Source organism: Pseudidiomarina sp. PP-1MA (assembly GCF_041200125.1).
Taxonomy (GTDB): domain Bacteria; phylum Pseudomonadota; class Gammaproteobacteria; order Enterobacterales; family Alteromonadaceae; genus Pseudidiomarina; species Pseudidiomarina fusca.
Genome location: NZ_CP165718.1, coordinates 2,449,448 through 2,463,734, shown reverse-complemented (window position 1 = coordinate 2,463,734; position 14,287 = coordinate 2,449,448). Strand labels below are relative to the sequence as shown.

Sequence of the window (14,287 nt, the reverse complement as noted above, 5' to 3'; positions counted from 1 at the left end):
GTGCAAAAGATGAGTGAAAGCAGACCCCAATATCGTTAGTTTAGTTATTCGCTATTGATTTTATTAGTGTTTTAATAGTTGGCACGGGGTTTGCTTTAGTTTTGTGCAAACGCAGTGCAGAAAGTTTCAGTGCACGCTATACTCATTGTTCATTTTGACGATTGCGATCGCGGAGGATCACATGTCTACACCACAAGACGTTATGGCTTTTATTGAAGAAAACGAAGTTAAATTTGTAGATTTGCGCTTTACCGATACCAAAGGTAAAGAGCAGCACGTGACCATTCCGGTGTCGCAAATTAACGAAGAATTCTTTGAAGAAGGCAAAATGTTTGACGGCTCGTCGATTGGCGGCTGGAAAGGTATTAACGAATCAGACATGGTACTGATGCCAGATTGCAGTACCGTAGTATTAGACCCGTTCACTGACGAAGTCACCATGAACGTGGTTTGCGATATCCTCGAGCCAGATACCATGCAAGGTTACGACCGTGACCCACGCTCTATCGCTCGTCGCGCTGAAGAATACTTACAAAGCATGAACATCGGTGACACCGCGTTCTTTGGTCCAGAGCCAGAGTTCTTCTTGTTCAACGATGTACGTTTTCATACTGACATGAGCGGCAGCTTCTACAAAATTGAAGCCGACGAAGCAAAATGGAACTCAGGTAAAGAATTCAAAGACGGCAACTTAGCGCACCGTCCTGGCGTAAAAGGTGGTTACTTCCCTGTGCCTCCGGTAGACTCAGCGCACGACATCCGCAGCACTATGAGTACCGTGATGGAAGACATGGGCTTAGTGGTTGAAGCGCATCACCACGAAGTTGCTACTGCTGGCCAGAACGAAGTTGCCACCCGTTTTAACACATTGGTTAAAAAAGCTGACGAGATTCAAACCTACAAGTATGTGGTCCACAACGTGGCCCATTCTTACGGTATGACCGCAACCTTTATGCCGAAGCCGATTGTTGGCGATAACGGTTCAGGTATGCACGTTCACATGTCGATTAGCAAAGATGGTAAAAACCTGTTTGCTGGCGACCAGTACGGCGGTTTGAGCGAAATGGCGTTGTATTACATCGGCGGTATCATCAAGCACGCACGTGCCTTGAACGCCTTCTGTAACCCAACCACCAACTCATATAAGCGGTTAGTCCCTGGTTACGAAGCACCGGTCATGTTGGCCTACTCAGCACGTAACCGTTCTGCATCTATTCGTATCCCAGTGGTTGCGAGTGCAAAAGCACGTCGTATCGAAGTGCGCTTCCCAGACCCAGCCGCTAACCCGTACTTATGTTTTGCAGCACTCTTAATGGCTGGCTTAGACGGTATTAAAAACAAGATTCATCCTGGCGATGCTATGGATAAAGACTTGTACGACTTACCGCCAGAAGAAGCGAAAGAAATTCCAACCGTGTGTCATTCATTAGAAATGGCCCTAGAAGCGTTGGATAAAGATCGCGAGTTCTTAACCGCTGGTGGCGTGATGACGGACGACATGATTGATGCGTACATTAAGCTGAAACACAAAGAAGTAATGACGCTGAAAATGACCACTCACCCAATCGAGTTCGACCTTTACTACAGCGTCTAATTCAGCTGAGGTTTGAACCTAGGAGGACCGATGCTTATTAGCCGCCTCATGGTTGTGATAATGCTGGCCGTTGCAGTTTCAACTGCAGCGGCACAGCAAGTTTACAAACGGCAAAATGCTGATGGCTCGGTCACATATTCGGATCAACCCTTACCCCAAGCTGAAGTGATTAACCTACAGCCGGTGCCAGTCACCGAATTCACCACGCACCCCCCGGTTACTACCCAAACTCAAACTGCCATGCCAACGGTTACTGATGCCGCAGCGCCCATGGCCCAGATTATTGCGCCCGCGCAACAAGCCGCGGTGCGTGCCAACGATGGTTCAGTTGCGGTGCGGTGGCAAACCACACCCAACCCACTACCCGATGGCTATCAGTTACAATTGCGAGTTGATCAGCGCATTGCTTGGCAGGGGTCCAGCCAAACCGAACTGACCCTAACCGATATCGACCGCGGCGAGCGGCGCTTGCAACTGCGGGTGCTTGATGCCGAAGGTAACGAAGTATCGCGCTCAGATACTATTGTGGTGTATGTGCTGCGGGCTAATATCAACAGCCCAGCCTTGGCGACCGGAGCAACTAGCGGTGATGGTGGTGGCAATGACGGCAACTAACGCTGATTGCACCACTGTGGTGCAACCTAGTTTAGATCAGCTCTTAACCGCGGTGGTGCAACTCGATACCGATTATTGTATTGCCTACATGAACACCGCCGCCGAGGCGCTTCTTGATGGCAGTCGTAATCGGCTGCAACAGCAGGATTTTTTTAGTCTGTTTAGCTACAGCAGCATCGACCCCAACACCCTCAAGCAAGCGCTCAATGACGACCAATCGGTATCCGACAGCGACGTGACCTTAGTTTTTCATGACGGCCAACGCATCACGGTCGAGCTAGTTGCGCAGCCACTGAAACTAGAGCAGCAGCGCATTGGCGTATTGCTTGAGTTGCGGCAAATGGACCAAATTAGACGCATTAATCAAGAAACCGTACAACAGCAGCAACTACTGGCAGCACAAAGCATGGTGCGGGGCATGGCTCATGAAATCAAAAATCCGTTAGGTGGCTTGCGTGGTGCTGCACAGTTACTTGCAAGCGAACTTGATGATGCCGAATTACAAGAGTATACCGATTTAATCATTAACCAAGCCGATCGTCTCAGCACCTTGGTTAATCGCATGTTAGGGTCAAATCAGTTGCCCCAACCAGAGCCCAGCAACATCCATGCGGTGCTCGAGCGGGTGCTGCAAGTGGCCCGTTTAGCTGGTGCCGAACAGATTCGTTGGCAACGAGATTACGACCCAAGTTTGCCTGAGTTAACCATGGCCGCAGACCAGATTGAACAAGCGTTACTCAATATTGTCATGAACGCATGTGAAGCGCTGGCGCAAGAAGCTGGTGGCGAGATTGTGCTACGAACCCGCATCGCCCACCAACAAACCTTGTATGGTAAGCGCTACCGGCAATGTGCGGTGATCGTGATTCAAGATAACGGCCCGGGTATTGCCGAAGCACTCCGCGATACCCTGTTTTATCCTATGGTAAGTGGGCGAGCCGGCGGTACTGGCTTGGGCTTAGCGATAGCGCAGAATATCGTGCACCAACATAGTGGCAAGATTGAGTTGCAATCGCGCCCAGGGCACACCGAATTTACCCTTTATCTACCCTATGTAGAAACCTTAACATGAACAACCTAAGCAGCAACGAAGCAAACCGCAGCAGCAGTGCGGACATTTGGATTCTGGATGATGACAGCTCCATTCGCTGGGTATTAGAACGGGCGCTCGCCCGGGCGGGTTTAAGCTGTCGCAGTTTTGCCGATGCCAGCAGTGTGTATCAGGCCTTGGCACAGCAAGCGCCCAGTAGCCAGCCGCGGGTGCTGTTAAGTGACATTCGGATGCCTGGTGATGATGGCTTAGCGGTGCTAGAGCATATGCGTCATCATTATCCGGAGCTAGCCGTAATCGTGATGACTGCCCATTCTGATTTACAATCAGCGGTGAGTGCGTTTCAGGGTGGTGCCTTTGAATACCTCGCCAAACCCTTTGATTTAAACGACGTGGTGCAAACGGTGAGTCGCGCCTTACAAAGAGAGCGCAGCCAAGCTCCCACTCCAGCTACCGCGGTTGAACCTAGCAGCGGGCTGCGTGGTTTGATTGGCTCAGCACCAGCGATGCAAGATGTGTTTCGGGCCATTGGGCGGCTCTCGCACTCTAGCGTGACGGTACTAATCAATGGTGCATCGGGCACCGGTAAAGAACTGGTAGCTAGAGCGCTACATGACAACAGCCCGCGCGCGCACAAACCCTTTATTGCACTCAACATGGCGGCGATTCCTGCTGACTTGATAGAAGCTGAGCTGTTTGGGCACGAAAAAGGTGCTTTTACTGGGGCCAGCAATGCCCGCCAAGGCCGTTTTGCGCAAGCGCATGGCGGCACACTCTTTTTAGATGAAATTGGTGATATGCCGTTGGCAGTGCAGACGCGCTTGTTACGAGTACTCGCAGAAGGCCAGTTTTATCCTATCGGTAGCTATGAACCCGTTACAGTGGACGTACGTATTATTGCAGCCACCCACCAGAATCTCGAACAACGAGTCAAAGACGGGTTGTTTCGGGAAGATTTGCTGCACCGGCTTAACGTGATCCGATTGACGTTACCGACATTAGCTGAGCGGCGTAGCGACATTCCACAATTGGTGGAACACTTTCTGCAACAAGCAGCTCAAGAGCTCGGTGGTCAACCCAAGCGCATCAGCGCGGCTGCCATGGCAGTGTTACAGCAAGCGCCTTGGCCCGGCAACGTACGCCAACTCGAGAACAGCTGCCGCTGGCTAACCGTAATGGCCCCCGCCGCCGTGGTCGAAGTAAGCGATCTGCCCCCCGAGCTGCAAGCCGAAAGACATTCGGCCCCAGCTACGGAGCTGGGGCCAGAGCTGGGTCTGCAAGTGGTTCTTCAGACGGAGTTGAAGCGGCGCATCGCGGCCGGCGAGCAAGATATTTTGGCACCTTTGTGCAAAGAAGTGGAACAACTGGCGTTGGAGCTTGCCTTAGAACATACCCAGGGACACAAGCAAAACGCGGCGAAAATCCTGGGTTGGGGGCGCAACACCTTAGCGCGCAAACTTAACGAAGCGTAAAGTTAAGGTAAACCCTGTGTAAAGCAACCAGCTTTCTTTACATAATTAAGAAAACTATACTTCTAGAAAACTCAGGAACAACACCATGACCAAGTTATTGTTAGTAGATGATGATGCCGAATTAAGCAGTATGCTGGAGCAGATTCTGACCAAAGAAGGCTATCAATTAACCTTAGCCGCCGATGGTGAGACGGGTTTAGAGCGTGCCCTTAGCGGCTCTTATCATCTCATTCTGTTAGATGTGATGCTGCCTGGTATTAACGGTTTTCAGTTATTACAGCGCTTACGCCAGCAGCAACGCAGCACCCCAGTGTTGATGCTAACCGCGCGTGGTGATGATGATGACCGCGTACAAGGCCTTGAGCTAGGTGCTGATGACTACTTGCCTAAACCTTTTAACCCGCGCGAGTTAGTTGCACGAGTGAAAGCCTTATTGCGACGTACTCCAAATACCACCGTGGTGCCTGAGCCTATTCATTATGCGGGCTTTTGGGTCGACCCTCAGCAAAACGAAGTGCGCTGCGATGAAGCTAAGTTGGAATTAACCCCGACTGAGTTTGATATTCTGCGAACCTTGGTGCAAGGACAAGGCCAAGTTGTGAGCAAAGATCAGTTATCAGTAGCTGCTTTGGGACGTCAACTTGCGCCATTTGATCGCAGCCTTGATGTGCATATCAGCAACATCCGTAAAAAAATTGAGCTTAACCCCGAGCGCATTCAAACCGTGCGTGGCCGCGGTTACCGCCTGCTGCAACTGGCCTAAGCTAGGGACAGCATGGCTATTCGCTGGTATCAATCGCTTACTTTAAGACTATTACTGCTGTTCTGGCTACTGCTGTTTGCGGTAGCCACCAGCGGTTATCTATTAGCGCTATGGTATGCCAAACCAGCCCAGCCAGAACCCTTACAAGACAGTATCAAAACTGCCTTGGCGCCGCTGTTATCCGATCAAGCAACCTTCAGCTCACTATCGCCAGGGCGTTTAGTAGCAGCCCAGTATCGAGTGGCAGCGGCTGTCACTTCCGAGGCCGGGCCCAACCGCTTGCAGCTTGAGCCTAATTTAGCCAGTACCCATTACGAAGTGCTGCTAAGCCAGTTAGCCGCCGACCAGCCCGAACAATTACGGCTCGCCAATGGCTTATTGATCGGGCCTTTTAGTTTAGGCGAACAAAAGATTCTGTTGATTCGACCGCTGAGTGCAACCGAGCAAGCAGAGCAACAAGCCGACGCCCAGCAATCAGAGCAAGCACAAACTCTAACCTTGGTGTTTGGCAGTTTGCTCATCGCCGTCTTGCTTGGCTTTTGGTTGGTGCAGCCGTTGAAGCGGCTCACCTTTGCTACCAAGGAAATTGCCGAAGGTGCAGAGCAACTGCATCTAAAAAAGCTCCCTAAACGTTCCGATGAGTTGGGCGAACTAGCTCGCTCATTGGAGTCTGCCGCACACGATCTTACTGTGTCACGAAACGCCCAACGGCGTTTATTGAGTGATGTCTCGCACGAACTGCGCTCACCACTGGCGCGAATGCAAGTAGCCTTGATGCTGAGCCAAGACGATGATAACCCTGATAGCAACCCGCACTTAAGCCAGATGGCCCGTGATGTGGATCGCTTAGGCACCATCATTGAGCGAATTTTATCTTTATCGCGCCTAGAAAACGGCTTAGTACCGCTACAGCGCGAACAACTTGATGTCGGCGAACTCATGCGCGTGCTCGCGGCTGATTTGGCTTACGTAGATGCCAGCTACGGCGAGCGGGTGACGGTACTAGATGGTGATTGGCCGATTACTGCTAGCGATGACGAACTGTTGCGCCTAGTGATAGAAAACTTAGTGCGCAATGCGCTGCAATATACCGAACATGGTATTGAAATCAGTTGCGAACTTGGCGATAGCGAGTGCTTTATCTTGGTGCGTGACCACGGTGATGGCGTACCAGAAGAGCAACTAGCGCAGCTGTTCGAACCTTTCTATCGTGGTGACCCTTCGCGCCATCATAAAGCTGGCGTTGGGCTAGGCATGGCGTTAAGCTTACGGGCAGCAAATGTGTTAGGCGGCTCGGTGAGCGCGCGCAATCATCCTGACGGTGGCTTAGAAGTGACAGTAACACTACCCTTGGTGAGTGAGGATGAAACCGCAGCACAAGCAGCATCTGCCTAAGTTGAGGCCCAATAGTTAACCAGCGGTAACCATGCAATGACGCAGCAATCTGTGCCAGCCGATAATGATCCTCAATGGCTGCGCTTTTATCTACAAACCATCCTTCCGTTTTGGCAACAGCAGGTACAAACTCTGCAGTTAAGGCGGCCTGACAAGGTAAACTTAACTTGGTATTTGCATCAGCCGGAGCAAGCCAAAGCCTTGGTGCTGATTAGCCCAGGGCGAGTAGAAGCTGGCTTAAAATATCAAGAATTAATCTGGTGGTTGGCTCAGCAAGGTTACGCAGTAGCCATACTTGATCATCGTGGCCAAGGTTTCTCAGATAGGTTAAGTAATAATCCTCACCATGGCCATATCGACCAATTTGAAGATTTTGTCACCGACCTTGAAGCCGTTGCTGCCGCCGCCACCGAACTGTGTCCGCAGTTGCCACAATACTTGCTGGCTCACTCCATGGGCGGCGCTATTGCCAGCTTGATGCTAGCTCGTGGCAAACATAAGATTGAGAAAGCCGTGTTTTCAGCGCCTATGTTGGGGCTAGATACCGGCCGTACGCCCAAGTGGCTAGCGCAAACCATTGCAGTATCAGGCGCCTTGTTGAATCGGTGGTTACAACCGCGCAAGCCTTGGTATTTTATTGGGATGGAAGACTACCGCACGGTGCCCTTTGACGAAAACGAACTCACGCAAAGTGAAGCCCGTTATCAGATGTTCCGTGACTTGTACGATCAGCATCCGCAAGTACAACTAGGCGGGCCTACATTTAATTGGGTAGCACAGGCCTTTGCGGCTGTGCGCGCAGCTCAGCAACAAGCAGCGCAAATCAGTATTCCGATCTTAATTTTACAAGCTGGGGCTGACACCATTGTCGATAACCAAGGCCAACAACAGTTTGTGCAGCAACTACCGCATGCGGCTAGCCGTATCGAAGTGATAAGGGGAGCGCGGCATGAATTATTCATCGAAGCAGACCCGTATCGGCAACAAGCGCTAACGCACATTCAAGCTTGGTTTAACCAAGCGCATCCCTAAAAAGGCGTGTCGCCGTTATCTGGTACCACCGATTGTGGATCCATGTGCACAATCACATCGGTAGGCGGAAACAGCGCCGCTACCTGGCGTTCAACCGTATCAGCAATGTGATGAGCTTGGCGAATCGACAAATGGTCATCTAACTCCACATGGCATTGTACAAAGCGAACTTGGCCGGCTGCGCGGGTGCGTAAATCGTGCACGCCCAACACCCCCGGTACCGCTTTAATGGTAGCTAAAATCTGCTGTTTCTCAGCTTCTGGTAGCTCTCTATCCATCAAGCTTTGAAACGCATCCCAGCCAATACGCACCGCGCCATAGGCCAAGAAAATAGCAATCCCGATAGCAAACACGCTATCCGCCCAGCCCATGCCATAGGCATTGAAAAGAAGGGCCACAATAACAGCGGTATTTAAGGCTAAATCAGAGGTAAAGTGCAACGAATCAGCAGCAATGGCTTTAGATTGCGTTTTTGCTACCACAATGCGCTGCAAGATCACCAAAGCTAAAGTAGCGACAATGGCAAATAGCGATACATAGATACCAATCTGGTGTTGTTGCACCGGTGAGCCTTGCACCCATTGCTGAATACTATGCACAAACAACAACAGCGCGGAGCCCGTGATGAGCGCCGACTGCACTAACGCGGCTAGCGATTCAGCTTTACCATGGCCAAAGCGGTGCTCGTTATCGGCTGGCTGAATAGCATAACGAACGGCGAAAAAGGTGAACAGGCTGGCTAAGCTATCTAGCATGGAATCCGTCAGCGAGGCCAACATACTCGATGAGTCTGTCATCAGCCAAGCACCGGCTTTAACCACAATCAACAACAGTGCCACCGACACCGATGCCCGCGTTGCTAGTTTTACCCAGAAGCCATAATCACGCATTGCGTTACCTATTGTCCTTGTGCAAATCCTTGCTGGCGCCAAGCTTCGTAGCTCACCAGCGCCGCCGTGTTAGATAAATTAAGCGAGCGGTTGTTGGGCATCATGGGAACTCGCAAACGTTGGGCCGGTGCAATTTGCTCCATCACCTCAGGTGCTAAGCCACTGGTCTCGGAACCAAACAGCAGCACATCGTCGGGCTGATAAGCCACCTCGGTATAACCTACAGTTCCTTTGGTGGTAATGGCATAAATGGTACGCGCACCCATAGCCTGCTTAAACGCAGCAAAATCAGGATAGCGTTCAACCCGACTTAAATCGTGATAATCCAACCCCGCACGCCGTAGCTTCTTCTCTTCAAAATCAAAGCCCAATGGCTCAATGAGGTGCAAAGTACAGCCATTGTTCGCGCATAAACGGATAATATTACCGGTGTTGGCTGCCATCACCGGGTTAAACAAAGCAATATGAAACATGCAAATGAACTCTCTTTACTCATTAGCAGCAGATGCTACTAACGAGCTTTGTCAGTATCTAACTGGGCGTGCTCAAGATCCGGTTCAGAGTAAAACTGACGAATCTTGCCTGAGCTCACCAACTCTCTAAATTGGGTATCAAACCAATCTCGCAGCAGGCGACCGCGCGGGGTATTATGAAAAAGCACATGAATAGGATCCGCTTCACGTAATTTCAACTCATGGTAAGGCGTAGTAATCCAGTCGGGTTGATTGGCCCTGAAAGTGACCACGGCGCCAACCCGTCCTTTATCTAACATCACAAAACAATCCAGCGAGTTGCTGCCATAGTAAAATGATGTGCCGGTCGGAAAGTAGTGCTCATAATGATACCCGGCAACAAAACATACAGGGCGCTTCAACGCGCCTTGCATGGCAGCGGTGATGCTGTGCTGATTGAGAGCAAACACATATAAATCCAAATCGTAGTCAACATGCAGACGTGAGCTAATAGCATCCACACGAACCTGTTCTATATTGCTGCCAATGAGCATATCAAAGCGCTGATCTTGTAGCCCCAATACCGCACGCTGAAAACTACTGGTGTGTAAATCAAGCTCGTCTGTAACGGGCTCAAAAACGTGCCGAATGATATCCCAATAACGACCTGAGCCATCTACTGCGGTGCGCGTTCGCCATAAACCGGCAGCGGCGGACACCAACTGAAAATGGGGCGGCTGGTTAAACTCTTGTAGCGGCTCGATAATCACTTGATGGCCATTAAAAATTTGCGTGATACGACCGTTATCGTGCATCTCTTCAAGGGTGCTATCGAGCTTGGCCAGCAAGGCTTCATACTGCTTGTGTAGGTAGTGATAACCAACGATGTATTTGAGTGGCACAATCACCAAATGTTTTTGCTGATAATATCCTAATTGGCGTGCTTCAAAATCGTTGATGAGCAGCGCCCGAACCCGATTATTGCTAAACATCAAGTGTAACTGGTGCAAGTCTTGAGCCTGTACCGTCGGGCCCTTAAAAGACTCCTGTTTGAGCAGTTGCACCGGCCCTTGTTGACCATTGATGTAGGCTAGGTTTTCGACATCCTGCAAGTTACACACGCCGCAATAACGACGATCGGCAACCAGCACTAATTGAAAACCAAACAGCGGAAAGCTGCTGCGTCGTAAATTCGGATAATTCTCGTCTAAATCAGGTAAGCGCCCTAGCTCGCCAGCAATTCGGCCGTTGTTGGCTTCAACTAAACTGCGCGTACGCGGCATCTCCACGTACTTAACTTGCACGTTATGCTGGGCATAAGCTTCTTGCATAATCTCTTGCAACGCATGGCTGAGGGGGCCAGGCTCGGGCGCACGAAATACCAAGGTCTGAGGCGGCGTTGAGGCGGCTACATTTGCCGTCGCCTGGGCTGCTTGGGCCGCAGGTAGGGCTAATGTCAGCAGCAAGGTACCTAGGAGCGCAGCAACCAGCAGGCCGCTAGCGCGCTGCCAAGCAGAGCTAACAGTGTGTGTGGTTGTGATTGTGGCAAACCCCATCAGCAACACCTATCCAGCCATGAAAAATTAAACCTTCCGCAGTATATCAGGTCAAAATGCCAATAACAGCTAAACTTAATTGACTGTAAGCGCCTAACTCGTTAGCTTGGGCGCCATTCAATGGTGGGAGTAGACGTATGAAACCAAATATGTGGTCGTGGCTAGCAGCCATCGGCATCAGTGTGAGTGCCGGCTTGCCGAGTAGCAGCTTAGCGCAACAAGCAGGCCCCGAATACCAGCTCTTTTTAGCAGGCGACGAACTTGCGCTGTGTAGTAGCATGGCTTGGCAGCATTGCGATGATACCAACTGGATTGATAACACCAGCATGCGTACGGATCGCTACCTCAACCTCACGGATAAGTACGTGAAGCCACTGCTAGCTGACGAACGCTGGCCGCAACATCGACGCGAAACCCGTGATGATGTAGCTGATGCCATTGTTATTATTCGCAACCGACTCAACGAAGATATCGTACCAGAGCGGGTCTTTTTAGAAGAATTTACGCGGCGCGCCACCCGTTATTTGTATGACAATTTGTCCGAGCGCGAATGGAACCTAGTGGTTGATCACTTAGAGATGCCGGTACCACAAGGCAAAACGGATACCGCACGCTTGGATGAGCTGGTATTGCCTGCCAAACGCGACATTCTTGAGGCGTTTATTCGCCAAGCAAGCTTGGTGAAACAAGCACAATCCAAAGACGACAAAGTACCTACCATAGTGATTGCTGCGGTTGGAGCGCGAGACCCTTTTACCGCCGTTGAACCTTTTTTGAGTGGATTTGCCCAAGCCGGCGCTAACGTACAGTGGCTACCCCTAGATGCAGCAGTGAATACCGCGCAGCGCACCAAACAATGTAACGAGCTAGAAGCCCTGCGCGAAACCGAACTCGGTACTTGGCATCGGGCTCGCGTACATGCTGATAAACATCGTCAGCAGCTAGAGTTTTGTAACAGCCCCTTAGCTGGCATCAAAATGATTGACCAAGCCGACGGCTTATTTATTGTGGGTAACGACCCGAGCCTAGTGCGAGCCGCATTATTAAATCCGCTTAGTCAGCCGACCGACATCATGACGTCCATCTATCTAAAAATGAAAGCGAACCGATTAGTAGTGGGTGCAACCAGCGATGCTATGAACGCACTCACCGCGCGCGCCATGGTGGCCAGCGGCACCAGTGCCGAAGCCTTGCGAAGCGGTGCCATTGCTGGCGAAGCTCCACCTTTTGCCTGCAACAAAGACGACAGCTGTCCACGCAACATGAATCAAGATAGCGTCAGCTATCACCCTTTAGGCGGAGTAGGTTTGTTCGAGTTTGCTAGCTTAGACGGACAATTCTCCGATTTAGGCCGGCATGGGCGCTTACTAAGCGTTGCGGCCACCACCGCTACGCCGCTTGCCGTGGGCATCGATGCGCGCACAGCCTTAGCCGTGAACGTTCATAGCGGCGCCTTTACCGTGCTTGGTGAGCGCGGCGTCTTCTTTGCTCCAGCCCCGCAACAAGTGGAGCATTCAGTAGTATCGGCGTTTCACTACCTGACCGCAGGTGCCAGCGGACAGTTTGTTGACAACGATATTAGCAACGTGACCTTTGCCAAACGCGATAATGTGGTGCAAGAAGACCCCACCACACGTTTCTTGAACAAACGCGGTGCGGTAGACTCCTTACGATTGATTTGCCAACAACGCGACCAGTTTAATCTGATCGAAAACGAATTTCGCTTGATGGTGATTGCCGATGATGCCACACAGCGACAGAAATCTGGCGGCGAATGCCAAGTGATGAATGCCCGCATGGGTATATCGTGGCAGCCAGAGAAGTTTTAACCAACACAGGGTTGCAGAGAAATGAAAAAAGCTGGTGGACTTATTCAAGCCACCAGCTTTTTTATTGCTAGATTAGAACTACTTTCAGGTGGACTGATTAAGCCACACCATACTGCGCACGATAAGCTTTTACTGCAGGCAAAAACGCAGCTAAATCGGGGTTGTCTTGAACGTAAGCAATGACATCGTTTAACTTCACAATGCTAATCACCTGCGCTTGATAATCGCGCTCAACCTCTTGAATGGCGCTCAGCTCACCTTGACCTTTTTCTTGCCTGTCTAAGGCAATCAATACCCCAGCCAGCTCTGCGCCATTGGCTTCAACAATCGCCATAGACTCACGAATAGCGGTGCCAGCGGTAATCACATCATCGACTAACATCACTCGCCCAGTAAGAGCGGAACCCACTAAGTTACCGCCTTCGCCGTGATCTTTTTTCTCTTTACGGTTGAAGCAGTAAGGCACGTCTTTTTGATAGGTGTCATACAAGGCAATAGCTGCTGCAGTCGCAATAGGAATACCTTTGTAAGCAGGGCCAAACAGCAGATCATAATCGACCCCACTATCTTGTAACGCTGCCGCATAAAAACGCCCTAAGCGTGCCAAATCAGAGCCTTTATTAAACAGTCCAGCATTAAAGAAATACGGACTAGTACGCCCAGATTTCAGCGTAAACTCACCAAACTTTAAAACACCACGTGCAATGGCAAATTCAATAAAATCTTTTTGATACTGTTTCATATAAGAGCCGTTATTCGTTATTCGTTGTTCGTGCGCTGCGCTGTTCGTGATTCGTACGCTTCGCTGTTCGGGGCGTTTAAGCCAGAGCCTGCTTTTGTAAGTCCATCAGTTCGCGGATGGCGTGTTTGGCGAGGTCTAGCATAGCGTTCATCTCTTCGCTCGAAAAGGGTTCGCCCTCAGCGGTACCCTGAACTTCAATAAATTTACCAGCTTCAGTCATCACCACGTTCATGTCGGTTTCAGCTTTTGAGTCTTCTGGGTAGTCTAAATCAGCTACCGGATTACCTTCGTACATCCCTACAGAAACTGCAGCAACCAAACCCTTCAGCGGATTAGTCTTAACCAAACCTTCTTTGCGCATCCAGTTCAAAGCATCCACCAACGCCACACAAGCACCGGTAATCGATGCCGTACGCGTACCACCATCAGCCTGCAGCACATCACAGTCGATGGTAATGGTGTTCTCACCCAAGGCCGCCATATCCACACAAGCCCGCAACGAGCGGCCAATCAAACGCTGAATCTCTACCGTGCGACCACCTTGCTTGCCACGCGCCGCCTCACGGTCCATGCGCGTGTGCGTTGACCGCGGCAACATACCGTATTCAGCCGTGACCCAACCTTGACCCTTGCCCTTTAAAAAACGCGGTACATTGCGGTCCACACTAGCGGTGCACAACACCTTAGTGTCACCAAACTCAATCAGCACCGAACCTTCGGCATGGCGAGTAAAATTCCGGGTAATAGTTACCGGGCGAATCTGTTGGGCTGTACGACCACTTGGACGCATGTTGAATTCCTCTGCTGCGCAAAAATAATGGCGGCGATTATATCAGATATGGATGTGAAATTCCGTTGCTTTGCGAGAGGTGCTAAACTATCCGTATTACAAACCT

General features: G+C 50.8%; 13 protein-coding genes. 8 read left to right on the top strand and 5 right to left on the bottom strand.

Annotated elements, in window-relative coordinates:
* Positions 1 to 181: 181 nt before the first annotated feature.
* From glnA to AB8S08_RS11585, 7 genes are all read left to right on the top strand, one after another.
* Positions 182 to 1,594 carry a glutamate--ammonia ligase gene (gene glnA, locus AB8S08_RS11615; protein ID WP_194928191.1) on the top strand — a complete coding sequence of 471 codons (1,413 nt, stop codon included), beginning with the start codon at positions 182 to 184 and terminating at the stop codon, positions 1,592 to 1,594.
* Positions 1,595 to 1,624: 30 nt separating this feature from the next.
* Positions 1,625 to 2,209, top strand: coding sequence for a DUF4124 domain-containing protein (locus tag AB8S08_RS11610; protein ID WP_369742850.1), 585 nt, complete (start codon positions 1,625 to 1,627; stop codon positions 2,207 to 2,209).
* The gene (gene glnL, locus AB8S08_RS11605) at positions 2,196 to 3,281 is read left to right on the top strand and encodes a nitrogen regulation protein NR(II) (RefSeq protein WP_369742849.1); all 1,086 of its coding nucleotides are present in this window, start codon (positions 2,196 to 2,198) and stop codon (positions 3,279 to 3,281) included. The genes AB8S08_RS11610 and glnL overlap by 14 nt, the downstream gene beginning before the upstream one ends.
* Positions 3,278 to 4,732: a nitrogen regulation protein NR(I) gene (gene ntrC / locus AB8S08_RS11600; RefSeq protein ID WP_369742848.1), complete on the top strand. Its 1,455-nt coding sequence runs from the start codon at positions 3,278 to 3,280 to the stop codon at positions 4,730 to 4,732. Before glnL ends, ntrC begins: the two co-directional genes overlap by 4 nt.
* A gap of 85 nt (positions 4,733 to 4,817) precedes the next feature.
* Positions 4,818 to 5,495, top strand: coding sequence for a response regulator transcription factor (locus AB8S08_RS11595; RefSeq protein ID WP_110075621.1), 678 nt, complete (start codon positions 4,818 to 4,820; stop codon positions 5,493 to 5,495).
* Between the two features lie 12 nt (positions 5,496 to 5,507).
* Positions 5,508 to 6,890, top strand: coding sequence for a sensor histidine kinase (locus AB8S08_RS11590; RefSeq protein ID WP_369742847.1), 1,383 nt, complete (start codon positions 5,508 to 5,510; stop codon positions 6,888 to 6,890).
* 36 nt (positions 6,891 to 6,926) lie between these two features.
* The gene (locus tag AB8S08_RS11585; RefSeq protein WP_369742846.1) at positions 6,927 to 7,922 is read left to right on the top strand and encodes an alpha/beta fold hydrolase; all 996 of its coding nucleotides are present in this window, start codon (positions 6,927 to 6,929) and stop codon (positions 7,920 to 7,922) included.
* On the opposite strand, the gene AB8S08_RS11580 is transcribed toward AB8S08_RS11585, so the two are convergent.
* Genes AB8S08_RS11580 through AB8S08_RS11570 form a run of 3 tightly spaced genes read right to left on the bottom strand, consistent with a single transcriptional unit; the run spans position 7,919 to position 10,820 of the window.
* A complete protein-coding gene (locus AB8S08_RS11580; RefSeq protein WP_369742845.1) occupies positions 7,919 to 8,812 on the bottom strand; it encodes a cation diffusion facilitator family transporter in 894 nt (297 codons plus the stop codon). The genes AB8S08_RS11585 and AB8S08_RS11580 overlap by 4 nt on opposite strands.
* An 8-nt stretch (positions 8,813 to 8,820) precedes the next feature.
* Complete coding sequence (locus AB8S08_RS11575) at positions 8,821 to 9,285, bottom strand: tRNA (cytidine(34)-2'-O)-methyltransferase (RefSeq protein ID WP_369742844.1); 465 nt, start codon at positions 9,283 to 9,285, stop codon at positions 8,821 to 8,823.
* Positions 9,286 to 9,323: 38 nt separating this feature from the next.
* Positions 9,324 to 10,820 (bottom strand): hypothetical protein, encoded by a 1,497-nt coding sequence (locus tag AB8S08_RS11570; protein WP_369742843.1) that lies wholly within the window; start codon positions 10,818 to 10,820, stop codon positions 9,324 to 9,326.
* Between the two features lie 137 nt (positions 10,821 to 10,957).
* Between AB8S08_RS11570 and AB8S08_RS11565 the strand changes: the two genes are divergently transcribed.
* Positions 10,958 to 12,649 (top strand): cyanophycinase, encoded by a 1,692-nt coding sequence (locus AB8S08_RS11565; RefSeq protein ID WP_369742842.1) that lies wholly within the window; start codon positions 10,958 to 10,960, stop codon positions 12,647 to 12,649.
* 97 nt (positions 12,650 to 12,746) lie between these two features.
* On the opposite strand, the gene pyrE is transcribed toward AB8S08_RS11565, so the two are convergent.
* Together pyrE and rph are read right to left on the bottom strand one after the other, a co-directional pair.
* On the bottom strand, positions 12,747 to 13,391 hold the full coding sequence (gene pyrE / locus AB8S08_RS11560) for an orotate phosphoribosyltransferase (protein WP_110075614.1): 645 nt from the start codon (positions 13,389 to 13,391) through the stop codon (positions 12,747 to 12,749).
* Between the two features lie 76 nt (positions 13,392 to 13,467).
* Entirely contained in the window at positions 13,468 to 14,181 is a 714-nt protein-coding gene (gene rph, locus AB8S08_RS11555; protein ID WP_313932956.1) for a ribonuclease PH, read from the bottom strand.
* Positions 14,182 to 14,287: the final 106 nt, after the last annotated feature.

Excerpts from the sequence above, each read along its gene's own strand:
- AB8S08_RS11570 (WP_369742843.1), bottom strand. The coding sequence starts at position 10,820 with ATGGGGTTTGCCACAATCACAACCACACACACTGTTAGCTCTGCTTGG.
- pyrE (WP_110075614.1), bottom strand. The coding sequence starts at position 13,391 with ATGAAACAGTATCAAAAAGATTTTATTGAATTTGCCATTGCACGTGGT.
- glnL (WP_369742849.1), top strand. The coding sequence starts at position 2,196 with ATGACGGCAACTAACGCTGATTGCACCACTGTGGTGCAACCTAGTTTA.
- AB8S08_RS11610 (WP_369742850.1), top strand. The coding sequence starts at position 1,625 with ATGCTTATTAGCCGCCTCATGGTTGTGATAATGCTGGCCGTTGCAGTT.
- glnA (WP_194928191.1), top strand. The coding sequence starts at position 182 with ATGTCTACACCACAAGACGTTATGGCTTTTATTGAAGAAAACGAAGTT.
- AB8S08_RS11585 (WP_369742846.1), top strand. The coding sequence starts at position 6,927 with ATGACGCAGCAATCTGTGCCAGCCGATAATGATCCTCAATGGCTGCGC.
- ntrC (WP_369742848.1), top strand. The coding sequence starts at position 3,278 with ATGAACAACCTAAGCAGCAACGAAGCAAACCGCAGCAGCAGTGCGGAC.
- AB8S08_RS11595 (WP_110075621.1), top strand. The coding sequence starts at position 4,818 with ATGACCAAGTTATTGTTAGTAGATGATGATGCCGAATTAAGCAGTATG.
- AB8S08_RS11580 (WP_369742845.1), bottom strand. The coding sequence starts at position 8,812 with ATGCGTGATTATGGCTTCTGGGTAAAACTAGCAACGCGGGCATCGGTG.
- AB8S08_RS11565 (WP_369742842.1), top strand. The coding sequence starts at position 10,958 with ATGAAACCAAATATGTGGTCGTGGCTAGCAGCCATCGGCATCAGTGTG.
- AB8S08_RS11575 (WP_369742844.1), bottom strand. The coding sequence starts at position 9,285 with ATGTTTCATATTGCTTTGTTTAACCCGGTGATGGCAGCCAACACCGGT.
- AB8S08_RS11590 (WP_369742847.1), top strand. The coding sequence starts at position 5,508 with ATGGCTATTCGCTGGTATCAATCGCTTACTTTAAGACTATTACTGCTG.
- rph (WP_313932956.1), bottom strand. The coding sequence starts at position 14,181 with ATGCGTCCAAGTGGTCGTACAGCCCAACAGATTCGCCCGGTAACTATT.